This is a genomic window from Arthrobacter sp. M2012083, from assembly GCF_000281065.1.
Taxonomy (GTDB): Bacteria; Actinomycetota; Actinomycetes; order Actinomycetales; family Micrococcaceae; genus Arthrobacter.
In genome coordinates this window covers 1-13,864 of sequence record NZ_AKKK01000002.1, presented here as the reverse complement: position 1 = coordinate 13,864, position 13,864 = coordinate 1, and the positions used below count along the sequence as shown (strand labels likewise).

The 13,864-nt window shown below is 63.1% G+C and carries 11 protein-coding genes; 7 read left to right on the top strand and 4 right to left on the bottom strand.

What is annotated here, in order from left to right; all coding sequences use genetic code 11:
- Positions 1–14 precede the first annotated feature (14 nt).
- The 3 genes from A477_RS0100745 to A477_RS0100735 form a co-directional block, all read right to left on the bottom strand.
- Entirely contained in the window at positions 15–695 is a 681-nt protein-coding gene (locus A477_RS0100745; protein WP_017197133.1) for a FadR/GntR family transcriptional regulator, read from the bottom strand.
- Positions 692–1,978 carry an MFS transporter gene (locus tag A477_RS0100740; protein WP_017197132.1) on the bottom strand — a complete coding sequence of 429 codons (1,287 nt, stop codon included), beginning with the start codon at positions 1,976–1,978 and terminating at the stop codon, positions 692–694. The genes A477_RS0100745 and A477_RS0100740 overlap by 4 nt, the downstream gene beginning before the upstream one ends.
- A gap of 75 nt (positions 1,979–2,053) precedes the next feature.
- Positions 2,054–3,496, bottom strand: a complete 1,443-nt coding sequence (locus A477_RS0100735) for a PucR family transcriptional regulator (RefSeq protein ID WP_026005258.1) — start codon at positions 3,494–3,496, stop codon at positions 2,054–2,056.
- A gap of 144 nt (positions 3,497–3,640) precedes the next feature.
- On the opposite strand from A477_RS0100735, the gene A477_RS0100730 reads away from it, so the two are divergent.
- Together A477_RS0100730 and gabT are read left to right on the top strand one after the other, a co-directional pair.
- A complete protein-coding gene (locus A477_RS0100730) occupies positions 3,641–5,071 on the top strand; it encodes a gamma-aminobutyraldehyde dehydrogenase (protein ID WP_026005257.1) in 1,431 nt (476 codons plus the stop codon).
- A 59-nt stretch (positions 5,072–5,130) separates the two neighbouring features.
- The gene (gene gabT, locus A477_RS0100725) at positions 5,131–6,486 is read left to right on the top strand and encodes a 4-aminobutyrate--2-oxoglutarate transaminase (RefSeq protein ID WP_017197131.1); all 1,356 of its coding nucleotides are present in this window, start codon (positions 5,131–5,133) and stop codon (positions 6,484–6,486) included.
- 194 nt (positions 6,487–6,680) lie between these two features.
- Here the strand turns inward: gabT and rarD are convergent, their stop codons facing one another.
- Positions 6,681–7,766, bottom strand: coding sequence for an EamA family transporter RarD (rarD, locus tag A477_RS0100720; protein ID WP_017197130.1), 1,086 nt, complete (start codon positions 7,764–7,766; stop codon positions 6,681–6,683).
- A 116-nt stretch (positions 7,767–7,882) separates the two neighbouring features.
- Here rarD and A477_RS0100715 point away from each other — a divergent pair, with 116 nt between their 5' ends.
- The 5 genes from A477_RS0100715 to A477_RS0100695 all read left to right on the top strand — a co-directional run bounded on the left by A477_RS0100715 (position 7,883) and on the right by A477_RS0100695 (position 13,827).
- Positions 7,883–9,316 (top strand): FAD-dependent oxidoreductase, encoded by a 1,434-nt coding sequence (locus A477_RS0100715; RefSeq protein ID WP_017197129.1) that lies wholly within the window; start codon positions 7,883–7,885, stop codon positions 9,314–9,316.
- A 74-nt stretch (positions 9,317–9,390) separates the two neighbouring features.
- On the top strand, positions 9,391–10,734 hold the full coding sequence (locus A477_RS0100710; protein ID WP_017197128.1) for a GAF domain-containing protein: 1,344 nt from the start codon (positions 9,391–9,393) through the stop codon (positions 10,732–10,734).
- Positions 10,735–10,830: 96 nt separating this feature from the next.
- Positions 10,831–12,354, top strand: a complete 1,524-nt coding sequence (gene exaC, locus A477_RS0100705) for an acetaldehyde dehydrogenase ExaC (protein ID WP_017197127.1) — start codon at positions 10,831–10,833, stop codon at positions 12,352–12,354.
- Positions 12,355–12,388: 34 nt separating this feature from the next.
- A complete protein-coding gene (gene adhP / locus A477_RS0100700) occupies positions 12,389–13,411 on the top strand; it encodes an alcohol dehydrogenase AdhP (RefSeq protein WP_017197126.1) in 1,023 nt (340 codons plus the stop codon).
- The gene (locus A477_RS0100695) at positions 13,411–13,827 is read left to right on the top strand and encodes a DUF779 domain-containing protein (RefSeq protein ID WP_017197125.1); all 417 of its coding nucleotides are present in this window, start codon (positions 13,411–13,413) and stop codon (positions 13,825–13,827) included. The genes adhP and A477_RS0100695 overlap by 1 nt, the downstream gene beginning before the upstream one ends.
- Positions 13,828–13,864: the final 37 nt, after the last annotated feature.

Genomic DNA, 13,864 nt, shown 5'->3' with positions numbered 1-13,864 from the left:
GTGAAGGGGCCTGGCTAACGCGGCGCCTGATCCGAACAGTAGTCAAGGTTCCGGTAGACGCTGCGCACGGCGGCATCGGGATCGTGGGCTTCCAAGGCATCAACCAGTTCGTCGTGGCCTTCGCGGGGGATGCCGTTGAAGCCGCCCTTGCGCTGCTGCCGGAGGAGGTCGTTATGGAACACTCCGCCGAACGACACGTACAACTGGTGCAGCAAGGGATTTCCTGACGCCAACGCAACGCGCTCGTGGAATTCCCAGTCGGCGCTGGCCCACGTGGGGTAGTCCTCGGCCTGCCAGGCATCATGTCGGAGTGCGAGGAGGCGGCGCATTTCGGCCAAATCCTCAACAGTGGCGTGCTTGGTGGCCAATCGGGCAGCCTGGGTATCCAAGCCGAGGCGGACCTCCACAATGTGTTCCTGCGTGTGCTCCAAGTACATGCGCTGGGCTGCACCGGACATCTCGCTGTTCGCCCGCACATACGTGCCATCTCCCCGGCGGACCTCCAACATGCCCGAGTGTGCCAGCGCCTTAATGGCTTCGCGCAGGGTTCCCCGCGAAACACCAAGGGTGGACATGAGCTCGGGTTCGGCAGGAATCCGCTCCTGAAGCGGCCATTCACCGGACTTGATCATGTCCCGCAGCTTGGCGGTGATCTCCTCGGCAAGGGCCGGGCGATGCGAAGGGGTCAGGGTCATGCTGTCCTCGGTCCGGTCTTGGTGGCAGTGCGCTTGCTCGTGAGCAGGTGGCAGGTAACCATGAGCGCCACGGCCACGATGGACAGCAGGCTCAGCGGCAGCACCCAGCCGCCAGTGGCGCTGTGGAGAAGCCCCATGCCAAAGGGGCCAATTGCCGCAATCAAGTATCCCAGCGATTGGGCGATGGTGGAGAGCGCGGTGGTTTCCGCCGTCGAACGACCGCTGCGGCTAATGATCACCAAGACCAGCGGGAAGATGCCCAAGCCGAAGCCGAAGAGCACTGCGGGTACAACCGCCAACGACGTCGGCAGCCAGACCATGGCGGCGATGGCCAGCAAGGTGGAGCTGCTGGCGAGATACAGCGCGGGGCGGAGCATGCGGGGCCGGGAACCGAATGCGAGCAGGATCATGCCGGCAGCGACGGAAACCAGTTGCATCACACCGAACTGCAGGCCGCTCTCGGAGGGGCTGAGACCTTGAGACGTCAGGATGTAAGCGAACCAGCTCATCACGGCGTAGGCGAGGAAAGCCTGGAAGGTGAAGATCGCGGTGATCAGAAGGCCCAAACGGGTGCGCAACAGGGGCCACATGGAGACCCGCGGACGATCGGTCTTGGTGGCCTTCCGGTGCGTGTGCAGGACTACCGGCAGGAAACCCAACAGAGCGGCGACGCCCAACAGGCCCCAAGCAGCCAGGCCAATGGACGGCGAGCCGAGCTCCTGGGCCAGCGGAACGCTGACCACTGCAGCGAAGGTGGCTCCGCCTGACATGGTGAAAGTGTAGAGGCCGGTCATCATGGAGGTGCGCTCGGAGTAGTGCTCACGGATGAAGGACGGCATGGCCACGTTGCACACGGCAAGGCCGGACATTGCCAGGACTGTGCCTCCAAGGAGGGCGCCCGTCACCGGAATGCCACGCACCAGCAAGCCGCCAGCCAGCAGTGCCAAAGCGATGGCGATCGCCTTTTCCACGCCCACCCGGCGGGTCAGCCAGGACGTTCCCATGCCTGCAACCGCAAAGCACAGCAGCGGGATGGACGGCAGGATGGATGCCACCAGGGCGCCATAACCCAGTACCTGCTGCAGGTCATGGAACAAGGCTGCGGCGCTGGTGATGCCCGCTCGCAGGTTCAGGCCGATGAGCACCACGGCAATAATGCCGACGACGGCGACGACGCGCGTCTTGGGGACTGCGGAACTTGCCGAAAGCGCAGGGGCAGCCTGGGCAGGGCTCACAGTAGGGATGTTTCCGGTGCTGGGGGTAAGAGGAGTCGTCGCGGCCATATCTAAAGGTTAGACGTTTGACGTCTAATGTCTAGGGTTTTGTGGCGAAGCTCTCCGCACGGGCTTGCAGGGGGCCTAGCGAGGGTTGCGCGACCCCAAGCGCTGGACCGCCAACGCCAACCAGAGCTGCACACGGTCCTGCGTCTGGGAGGGGTCGTAGCCCGTCAATTCGGTGATCTGAGCCAGGCGGTAACGCACCGTGTTGCGGTGCAAGGTGAGGGCTTCGGCCACGGCAGCTACTGAGCCGTTGTGGTTCAGGTAGCTCTCCAATGTGGCCACCAGTTCGGCCCCGTGGGCGGCGTCGAACTTCCGCAGCGGAGTGAGGGACTCGCTGGCCATATCCGCCAACGGAACATCCTCGCTGGCAAGCAGCAGGGATGTAAGGCTCAGGCGCTCCGGCTCGTTGACCGGCAAGCCGTGCGCCACGGCGTCGCGCGCTTCAAAGTAGCTCCAACGCAGGCCGTTCGGCTTCGTGTAGGCGCCGCCGATACCGATGACGGCGTGGATGCCGGCTTCCTGCAAATGATCGCTAAGGCTCTTGGCCAAAGCCGTGGCCGAGCTGCCGTCGTCGCTGATGACGGTGACCAAGTCCTTCCCGACGACGGCGCTGACGCCGGCTTCCAGTGCTTGGGGCAGCGAAATGCTGATCAGTTGTTTGTGGTGTGCCGTGGACTCTGCCACGAGCACAACGTTCTTCCGGGTGCTGTTGATGCCCACGCCCGCCAGGCGCCGGGCGGCCTCGATGCTCTCAAGCGTGCCGTGGATGACGTCGTCCAGCACCTGTCCTGCCATGGCGCGCTGGGCCTGGCGCTGCTTGACCATGTTGTTGAGCTCCACGCTGATCAGGTTCTGCGCGTAACTGACGATTCCGGAATCGACGAAGGGTTGCCGCAACCAGAGCGTGCAGGCATCCCTGCGGCCGGTGGGAATCGGATACGAAGCCCAGCCATCCGCCGTCGGGGCCGGTTTCCCCGCCACGCTGTTGTAGAGCTGCGCGCTGAACTGGGTGAGCACCACATCAGTGCGGAGCATGCTGCCCAGTTGCTTGAGAAGTTCGTTCAGGCCTCCGCCGGTGAGGAGTGAGCGTGCCAGGATCTGGTGCCCGGCGAGGAGTCGTTCCAAGTTGGAGTAATGGTCGGCAGAGTGCGATTCCGCCACGAGTTTGCCGATCGCGATGAAGGGGATCTCGTAGGGGACTTCCACCAGGGGCAAGCCCCAGCGGTTGGCTTCCGCGATGAGTGCTTCCGGAACGGACTCGTGGGTGAGGCCGATGCCAAAACCGATCCCGACGGCACCAGCGCGTTGGGCCTGGCGGACGAAGCGCCGCTGGTCGGCGGCACTCTTGAGGCGCAGGCCGGTGGTGAGGACCAATTCTCCGCCGCTAAGGAAGCGCTGGGGATCTTCCAGTTCCGTCACCGCAACCCAACTGATGTCCTGGTTCCACGTGGTTTCGGCAAGGCCGGCCTGGCGGAGTTTCAGTGAGGGGACAGCGACGAGCGAAGCGAGGGACATTGCCATGCTTTAAAGCGTAACCCGGCACTGGGCAAGCGCACTAAGCGGGGGGTCCTTGTGTGTGCAGCTGGCTATTCCTTGGACCCCCTCCCTGGCATAGGCTCTGATCAGCTAAACCCATGCCCAGACTCCGAAAGAGGGTTGCACACCGTGGTTCAAACCTTGCAGAACTTCATCAACGGCGAATTCGTTACGCCGGCAGGTACGGGTCTCCTGGACATCGTGAACCCCGCCACCGGGGAAATCGTTGCCAAGTCGCCCATTTCGGTTCAGGCCGATGTGGACGCCGCCATGACCGCGGCCAACCAGGCCTTCAAGTCGTGGAAGAAGGCCACCCCCGGCCAGCGCCAGCTGATGCTCCTCAAACTCGCAGACGCCGTCGAGGCCAACAGCGACGAACTCGTGGAAGCCCAGCACCGCAACACCGGTCAGGTCCGTTCCCTGATCGCCTCCGAGGAAGTTGCCGCAGGCGCCGACCAGCTCCGCTTCTTCGCCGGTGCAGCCCGCATCATGGAAGGCAAGTCCGCGGGCGAATACTTCGAGGGCCACACCTCGTACGTGCGCCGCGAACCGATCGGCGTCGTGGCCCAGGTTGCTCCGTGGAACTACCCGTTCCTGATGGCCATCTGGAAGATCGGCCCCGCACTGGCAGCAGGCAACACAATTGTCCTGAAGCCTTCGGACACCACCCCCGAATCCACTCTGGTGCTGGCACGCCTGGCCGGCGAGATCTTCCCGGCCGGTGTCCTCAACGTTGTCCTGGGCACCGGCGAAACCGGCGCCATGATGGTTGACCACAAGGTCCCCGGCCTGGTGTCCATCACGGGCTCCGTCCGCGCCGGCATTGCTGTGGCAAGCGGCGCAGCCAAGGGCCTCAAGCGGGCCCACTTGGAACTCGGCGGCAAGGCCCCGGCAATCGTCTTCAAGGATGCCGACATCAAGAAGAGCGCCGCGGCCATCGCCGAGTTCGCGTTCTTCAATGCAGGCCAGGACTGCACGGCCATCACCCGCGTGTTGGTGGAGGACTCAGTCCACGACGACGTCGTGGCAGCAATGGTGGAGCACACCAAGACTCTGCACACGGGTTCGCAGAACGACGAAGACAACTACTTCGGCCCGCTCAACAACGTGAACCACTTCAACGCCGTGACCTCCGTGGTGGAGAACCTCCCGGCCAACTGCAAGATCGAAACCGGTGGCCACCGAGCAGGCGAGAAGGGCTTCTTCTTCGAGCCCACCATCATCTCCGGCGCCAAGCAGACTGACGACATCGTGCAGAAGGAAACCTTCGGCCCGGTCATCACCGTCCAGAAGTTCAGCACCGAAGAAGAAGCGCTCGAACTGGCCAACGACGTCGAATACGCCTTGGCTTCCAGCGTCTGGACCACCGACCACGGCACGGCCATGCGCATGAGCCGCGACCTGGACTTCGGTGCGGTCTGGATCAACACCCACATCCTCCTGACGGCAGAGATGCCGCACGGCGGCTTCAAGCAGTCCGGCTACGGCAAGGACCTCTCCATGTACGGCGTTGAGGACTACACGCGCATCAAGCACGTGATGAGTGCATTAGATGCATAACTCAGTTGCATAACGCGTTCGCGTAACCCGTACGAATTTCCCAGAAAGGCAACCACCTCATGACCACCACCGCGAACGAACTCTCGTACCGCATCGAGCAGAAGCGCAACATCAACGGCGCCTTCCCCGGCCCCAAGTCGCAGGCACTGGCCGAGCGTCGCGCCGCCGTCGTTGCTGCAGGCGTCGCCTCAGGCGTCCCCGTTTACGTTGAAGACGCCGACGGCGGCATCATCCGCGACGTCGACGGCAACTCCTTCATCGACCTCGGCTCCGGCATCGCCGTGACCAGCGTCGGCGCGTCCGACCCCGCCGTCGTCGCCGCTGTCCAGGAAGCTGCTGCGCACTTCACCCACACCTGCTTCATGGTCACCCCGTACGAGGGCTACGTTGCAGTTGCCGAGCAGCTCAACCGCCTCACCCCGGGCGACCACGCCAAGCGCACCGTGCTGTTCAACTCCGGCGCTGAAGCCGTAGAGAACGCCGTCAAGGTTGCACGCCTGGCCACCGGCCGCGACGCCGTGGTTGCTTTCGACCACGCCTACCACGGCCGCACCAACCTGACCATGGCTCTGACTGCCAAGGCCATGCCGTACAAAACCAACTTCGGCCCGTTCGCGCCCGAGGTCTACCGCATGCCCATGAGCTACCCGTTCCGTGAAGAGAACCCGGAAATCACCGGTGCCGAGGCCGCCAAGCGCGCCATCACCATGATCGAGAAGCAGATCGGTGGCGACCAGGTTGCCGCTATCATCATCGAGCCCATCCAGGGCGAGGGCGGCTTCATCGTTCCGGCCGAAGGCTTCCTGCCGGCACTGTCCGCATGGGCCAAGGAAAAGGGCATCGTCTTCATCGCTGACGAGGTGCAGTCCGGTTTCTGCCGCACGGGCGAATGGTTCGCTGTTGACCACGAAGGTGTTGTCCCGGACATCATCACCATGGCCAAGGGCATTGCCGGCGGCCTCCCGCTGTCCGCTATCACCGGCCGCGCAGACCTGCTCGACGCCGTCCACCCGGGCGGCCTCGGCGGCACCTACGGTGGCAACCCGGTTGCTTGCGCAGCAGCACTCGCAGCCATCGACACCATGGAACAGCACGACCTCAACGGCCGTGCACGCCACATCGAAGAGCTCGCCCTGGGCAAGCTCCGCGAACTGGCAGCCGAAGTTTCCGTGGTTGGCGACATCCGTGGCCGCGGGGCCATGCTGGCCATCGAGCTCGTCCAGCCCGGTTCCAAGGAGCCGAACGCTGAGCTCACCAAGGCTGTTGCTGCCGCTTGCCTCAAGGAAGGCGTCGTCATCCTGACCTGTGGCACCTACGGCAACGTCATCCGCTTGCTCCCGCCGCTGGTCATCAGCGACGAACTGCTCATTGACGGCCTCGAGGTCCTCGCAGCAGCCATCAAGGCTCACGCGTAAGAACTCACGCTTGGTTTGGGAGGAGGGCCGGGGACACCCCGGCCCTCCTCCTGCGTTTAAGCGGTGCACCGCCGAGTTCGCGAGCCTGCGGGGGTGGGTCAACGCCGAGTTCGCGGGAATGTCTCGAGTTCGCCCGAGCGTTCGGGCGTTCTCGCACCGTTCCCGCGGTCTCGGGGCATCTGGGGCAGGAAGGCCTACGAGTCAGAAGCCGCCAGCCGGGCCCTCTTCTTCAGCACCGAGTTTTTCCGCGTGGTGCGAAGCATGTCGATGGTCAGCAACACCAGCGCCAACCACACCACGCAGAAACCGATCCAGCGGGCAGTAGTCATGGTCTCGTTGAACACGGTCAGCGCCACGACGAACTGGAGGACCGGCGCGAAGTACTGCAGCAGGCCGATGGTGGTCATGGGAAGACGGCGGGCTGAGGCGCCGAAGAACAGTAGGGGTACGGCCGTGATGACACCGGAAGCCACCAGCAGCCAGAAGTGGCCCGCGCCTAGCGTGGTAAGGGTTTCGACGCCGGTTACCGCGAGGACAACCATGGTGATGGCTGCAAAGGGAGCCAGCACCACCGTTTCCACGCTAAGGCTCGTGAGTGCGTCAACCTTGGGACCGACGCGTTTCTTCACGAAGCCGTACAGCCCGAAGCTGAAGGCCAGTATCAGGGCGATCCACGGAAGCTGTCCGTAGGAGAAGGTCAGGACCCCCACGGCCACGAAGCCGATGCCCACAGCAGCCCACTGCAGGGGACGCAATTTTTCTTTGAGGACGAAAACACCGAGCAATACCGAGACCAACGGGTTGATGAAGTAACCCAGGGAAGTCTCAACGGCATGACCCGTGGTGACCCCGAAAGTATACGTGAGCCAATTGATGGCAATGAGAACTGCCGCCAGCGCCAGGGGCCCGAAAATGCTGCGATCTTTCACGGCCGCCCAGAATGTCTTCCATGCCCGCGTGATGGTGATCAGCAGTGCGCAGAAGAGCAAGGACCAAACGATCCGGTTGGCCACGATCTCGGTTGCACTGGCCGGCATCAGGACGAAGAAGTACAGGGGAAGCAAGCCCCACAGGCCGTAAGCGCCGATACCGAACAGGATTCCCGCCGTCGACTCGCTCCGGACCGGCTTGCTGCCAGGTTTAGCGGAACCGCCGTTACCGCCACCGCCGCCACCGACCGTCGTCGTCGTTGGCTGGTTTGAAGAGGGAGAATTGGCAGCTATCTGTTCCGGAGTCGACACATTGTCGCCAACACCACCTGCACGCGCAATATTCCGCAATCTTTGGCAATTTCTGTGACTCCTGCCATATAGGCGGTCCGGCGTAAGGTCGACATCTAGAATTGGAATCTGCGCGCCCCAACAACGGCGTGGCTCACTGCTTCGGAAGGGTAACGGTGTCCAACTCAGCCGCAACAACCCCCAATCGTCCGCTTCGCGTTGCGATCGTTGGTGCAGGACCCGCAGGCGTGTACGCCGCGGACATCCTGACCAAATCGAACGAGGTCAAAGACGGGCATGTGGAGGTCAGCATCGATCTCTTCGAGGCATATCCCGCGCCGTACGGCCTGATCCGCTACGGGGTGGCGCCGGATCACCCGCGGATCAAGGGCATCGTGAATGCGCTGCACAAGGTATTGGACCGCGGCGATATCCGCTTCCTCGGCAACGTGACCTACGGCAAGGACCTCACTCTCCACGATTTCCGTGCGTTCTACGACGCCGTGATCTTCTCCACGGGCGCCATCAAAGACGCAGACTTGAAGATCCCTGGTGTCGAGCTGGAGGGCTCCTTCGGCGGCGCAGACTTTGTTTCCTGGTACGACGGACACCCCGATGTCCCCCGGGACTGGCCCTTGGATGCCAAGGAAATCGCCGTGATCGGCAACGGCAACGTGGCACTGGACGTGGCCCGCATGCTGGTCAAGCATCCCGAGGAACTCCTGGTCACGGAGATTCCGGGCAACGTCTACGCCGGGCTCAAGAAGTCGCCGGTCACCGACGTTCACGTCTTCGGTCGCCGGGGACCCGCACAGGTGAAGTTCACGCCGTTGGAGTTGCGCGAGTTGTCCCACTGCAAGGATGTGGACATCGTCCTGTACCCGGAGGACTTCGAGTTCGACGAGGCCTCGGATGAAGCCATCAAGACAAATAACCAGATCAAGACCATGGTCAACACCATGACCAACTGGCTGGTGGAGGAGCACGCAGAATCGGAGCAGCCGTCGTCGCGGCGCCTGCACCTGCACTTCCTGCACAGCCCGGTGGAGATCCTCGACTCGCCTGAGGCGCCGGGGAAGGTCTCCGGCATCAAGTTTGAGCGCATGCAGTTGGACGGAACCGGCAACGTCAAGGGCACCGGCGAGTTCATCGAATACCCCGTTCAGTCCGTCTACCGCGCCATCGGCTACCACGGTTCCCCCTTGGAGGAACTTGAGTACGACGCCCGCCGCGGTGTCATACCGAACGACGGCGGTCGCGTCCTGGATGCCGACGGCAAGCCCGTCCCGGGAATCTACGCCACAGGCTGGATCAAGCGGGGACCGGTCGGGCTGATCGGGCACACCAAGGGTGATGCGCTGGAGACCATCGGCTTCCTCCTCGAAGACAGGCTCAATCTGCCCCCTGCGGAGAACCCGGATCCCCAAGCCATCATCGACCTCCTTGAGGAGCGCGGCGTCCAATACACAACGTGGGAGGGCTGGAACATGCTGGATGCCCATGAAGTCGCCTTGGGTGCTGAGTGGTCTGCCGGCGAAGCTAACGGCGTGGTCCGCGAGCGCATCAAGGTTGTGCCACGCGAGGAAATGATCCGGATCTCCCGCGGCTGACAATCTCCTCTACGCGAACTAGACTTCACGGTACTGTGCCGCCCACCACATGCACAGGACGCTCAGGGAGTTCGATGAGGAATCCAGTCCATCCGCCGGTTCCAGGCAGCGAAGCCGCGGAGCTGTTGCAGAAGCGTGCCCTTACCGGCCACGAGCGTCTGGACTCCTTGCGTCTCGGGAAGCCTGAGGACATCGTCGGATTGCGCCGCTTGGTACGGGAATCCTGGCAACGCTCGGCAACTCTGCAGGCCAACCCCGACGTCGCCGAGGCTCCCCTCGCAATGGATGGGGATGAGTTGGAGGAGTACCGCAGGCAGCACCCCTTGGCGACGATCATGCCCGTGATCAAGAAGCTTTTGGTTCAGCCCAGCCATGACAGCGGGCTGCTGGTGGCAGTGGGCGACGACGTCGGCCGGCTCTTGTGGGTGGATGGTGATCCGGCCATGCAGCGCCGGGCTGAAAGCATGATGTTCGTCGCCGGCGCGGACTGGTCCGAGGCCTCCGTTGGCACCAGCGCACCCGGGACTGCTCTGGCCTTGGACCGCAGCATCCAAATTTCCGGGGCGGAACACTTCAAGCGATCGGTCCATCCTTGGAGTTGTACGGCTGTTCCCTTCCATGACCCCGATTCCGGCGCAGTACTGGGCGTTGTGGATATCACTGGCACGGAAACCGCCGTCGCCGCGCATACTCTTTCGTTGGTGGAGGCTACCGTTGCCGCCGCTCAGGCTCAGCTCCGTATTGAACGACTGACGCTCGCCGCCGCCGTCAAGGACAAACCTCGACGCCGGAGCGCGGCTGCCGCCTCCGGCCGCACGCTCTACCGGAACAGCCTCCAGCTATTGGGCCGTGACCAAGCCCTGCTTAGCATCAACGGACGGACGGTTTCCCTGTCTGCCCGGCACAGCGAGATTCTTGCCATCCTGAGCCATCACCCAGCCGGGCTCAGTGCTGAAGACCTGTGCACCCAGCTGTATCCCGGGGATGGTTCTGCCGTGACACTTCGCGCGGAAATGGTGCGGCTCCGAAAAGTCATCCAGGAATTAAGCCCGGAGGCTGTCCCCGGATCCCGTCCTTACCGCCTGCCGGTGGAATTGCTTCCCGACTCCGGCCAGGTGCTCAGTTGCCTCCAACGCGGTGCCCACCGCATCGCCTTGGAAATCTACAAAGGTGGGCTCTTGCCACGCTCGGAGGCGCCCGGCGTCGTGCAGTTGCGCGAACGGGTCTCGCACCTGCTGCGTGAGGCGCTGCTCAGCGACGGCAGCGTTGATTCGCTCCTCAAGTACGCTGAGCTGCCCGATGCGAAGTACGACGTCGACCTCCGCCTTGCCGTCCTGAAGCTGCTGCCGCCGCGCTCGCCCAAGCGGGCCGCGGTGGTGGCTGACCTCGAACGAATCGAAACGGAACTCAAAGCGTGAGCTGACTCACATGGTTGCAACGTAGCTGCAACCTCTTAGCTCCTAGGCTCGGATCAACGGCGACAGCCACCGTGATTCGCAGCAAAGGAGCTAGCAATGACCGTTTATGCACAGCCAGGTGCCGAGGGTTCCAAGGTCACCTTCAAGGACCGTTACGAGAACTGGATCGGCGGAGAATGGGTTGCCCCGGTCAAGGGCGCATATTTCGAGAACATCACCCCCGTTACGGGCAAGGCTTTCTGCGAAGTTGCCCGCGGCACCTCCGAGGATATCGAGCTGGCGTTGGACGCCGCCCACAAGGTTGCACCCTCATGGGGCAAGACGTCCGCCACGGAACGTGCAGCCATCCTGAACAAGATTGCCGACCGCATCGACGAGAACGTGGAGCTTCTCGCGGTGGCGGAAACGTGGGACAACGGCAAGCCCGTCCGCGAAACCCTCAACGCCGACATCCCGTTGGCGGCCGACCACTTCCGCTACTTCGCCTCCGCCGTCCGTGCGCAGGAAGGCCACCTCTCCCAGCTGGATGAGGACACCACGGCCTACCACTTCAAAGAGCCGCTGGGCGTTGTAGGCCAAATCATCCCCTGGAACTTCCCCATCCTCATGGCAGTGTGGAAGCTGGCACCGGCACTCGCAGCAGGCAACGCAGTGGTGCTCAAGCCCGCCGAGCAGACGCCCACGTCCATCCTGGTGCTCATGGAACTCATTGGAGACCTCCTGCCGGCAGGTGTGGTGAACGTTGTCAACGGCTTCGGTGTTGAGGCTGGAAAGCCCCTCGCTTCCAGCTCCCGGATCCGTAAAATCGCCTTCACTGGTGAAACCACCACCGGCCGCCTCATCAGCCAGTACGCGTCCAACAACCTCATTCCCGTCACGTTGGAACTGGGTGGCAAGAGCCCGAACATCTTCTTCGACGACGTCGCCGCCCAGAACGATGCTTTCTATGACAAGGCCCAGGAAGGCTTCACTCTCTTTGCCTTCAACCAGGGCGAAGTCTGCACCTGCCCGTCCCGCGCACTCGTTCAGGAAGGCATCTACGACTCCTTCATGACGGACGTCGTGGCCCGGACCAACAAGATCATCCAGGGCAACCCGCTGGACACCGACACCCAGGTGGGTGCCCAGGCCTCGAATGACCAGTTGGAGAAGATCCTGTCCTACATCGACATCGGAAAGCAGGAGGGCGCCAAGGTACTCGCCGGCGGCGCCAGGGCCGAACTGTCCGGTGACCTCGCCGGCGGCTACTACGTCCAGCCCACCATCTTCGAGGGCCACAACCGGATGCGAATCTTCCAGGAGGAAATCTTCGGGCCGGTGGTGTCCGTGACCAGTTTCAGCGACTACAACGACGCCATCGGCATCGCCAACGACACGCTGTACGGTCTTGGCGCAGGAGTCTGGTCACGCAACGGAAATGTCGCCTACCGCGCAGGCCGGGAAATCCAGGCCGGCCGCGTGTGGGTCAACAACTACCACGCCTACCCGGCAGGTGCCGCTTTCGGCGGCTACAAGTCCTCAGGTATTGGCCGTGAGAACCACGCCATGATGCTGGACCACTACCAGCAGACCAAGAACCTCCTGGTCAGCTACAACGAGAACAAGCTCGGCTTCTTCTAAACCCGTCCTGTTCGTCGATCAAAGGAGATCTTCAATGTCCACAACCATGCGAGCTGCAGTAGTCACCGAATTCGGAACCGACCTTACGGTCAAGGAAGTGGAAAGGCCGACGCCGGGCCCCGGCCAGGCGCTGGTCCGTGTCATCACGTCGGGGGTTTGCCACACAGACCTCCACGCCGCTGAAGGAGACTGGCCGGTTAAGCCGACACCGCCTTTCATTCCCGGCCATGAAGGAGTGGGTGAAGTCGTGGCCCTTGGCGAGGGCGTCACGGACGTTGCCGTAGGGGACATGGTGGGCAACGCTTGGCTGTGGTCCGCCTGCGGTGACTGCCAGTACTGCCGCACCGGCTGGGAAACACTGTGTGAGTCGCAGCAGAACGGTGGTTACAGCGTTGACGGCTCGTTCGGCGAGTACATGCTGGTTGACACGCGCTTTGCTGCCCGCATCCCGGAAGGCTCGGATCCGGTGGAAGTCGCGCCGGTTCTGTGTGCCGGGGTTACGGTCTACAAGGGCCTGAAGATGACCGAGGCCAGGCCCGGTCAGTGGGTCACCATCTCCGGCATCGGGGGACTGGGGCACATCGCCGTGCAGTATGCGGTGGCCATGGGGCTCCGGGTCGCGGCAGTGGACATTGCCGACGACAAGCTGGCGCTGGCCCGCGAACACGGCGCCGAGCTGACCGTCAACGCCCTGCATGAGGACCCGGCAGAGGTCATCCAACGTGAAACGGGTGGCTGCCATGGTGTCTTGGTGACAGCGGTTCACCCTTCGGCCTTCGGCCAGGCGATCGGCATGGCGCGCCGTGGTGGAACGATCGTTTTCAATGGGTTGCCTCCGGGAGACTTCCCGGCGCCGATCTTCGAGATCGTCCTCAAGGGCCTTACGGTCCGCGGCTCGATCGTGGGAACGCGGCAGGACCTGGAGGAAGCACTGGAGTTCTACGCCCAGGGAAAGATCAAGCCAACGGTCTCCACCCGGGAACTCTCCGAAGTCAACGCGGTCTTTGACGAGATGAAGCACGCCAAGATCGACGGCCGAGTGGTCCTGAAGTTCTGATGGACAACACCAGCTTGGAAGCTGCGGTGACGCTGCCCGGGGAGGATTTCTCCCGGGTGGCGCTCACCGCGGTGTCCGTGGAACTCCTCCGCAAACTTTGGGACCAGCACGGGCCGCTTATGTTCCACCAGTCGGGTGGTTGCTGCGACGGCTCTGCACCTATGTGCTATCCCGCGGGGGAGTTCCTCACCGGCGACTCTGATGTCCTTCTGGGCCGCTTCGATATCGGAACCGGAGGAGAGTCGAAGCCCTTGGACTTTTGGATGTCCAAAGAGCAGTTCAACTACTGGTCCCACACCCACCTCACAGTTGATGTGGTTCCTGGCCGAGGCAGCGGGTTCTCGGTGGAATCCCCTGAAGGCAAACGTTTCCTGATCCGTTCAACCCTCATGGACTGGGACGTGCCCAGCAGTTAGGTATGAGTGGCTGGGGTGGCGGGGGGGACGGGCCCTT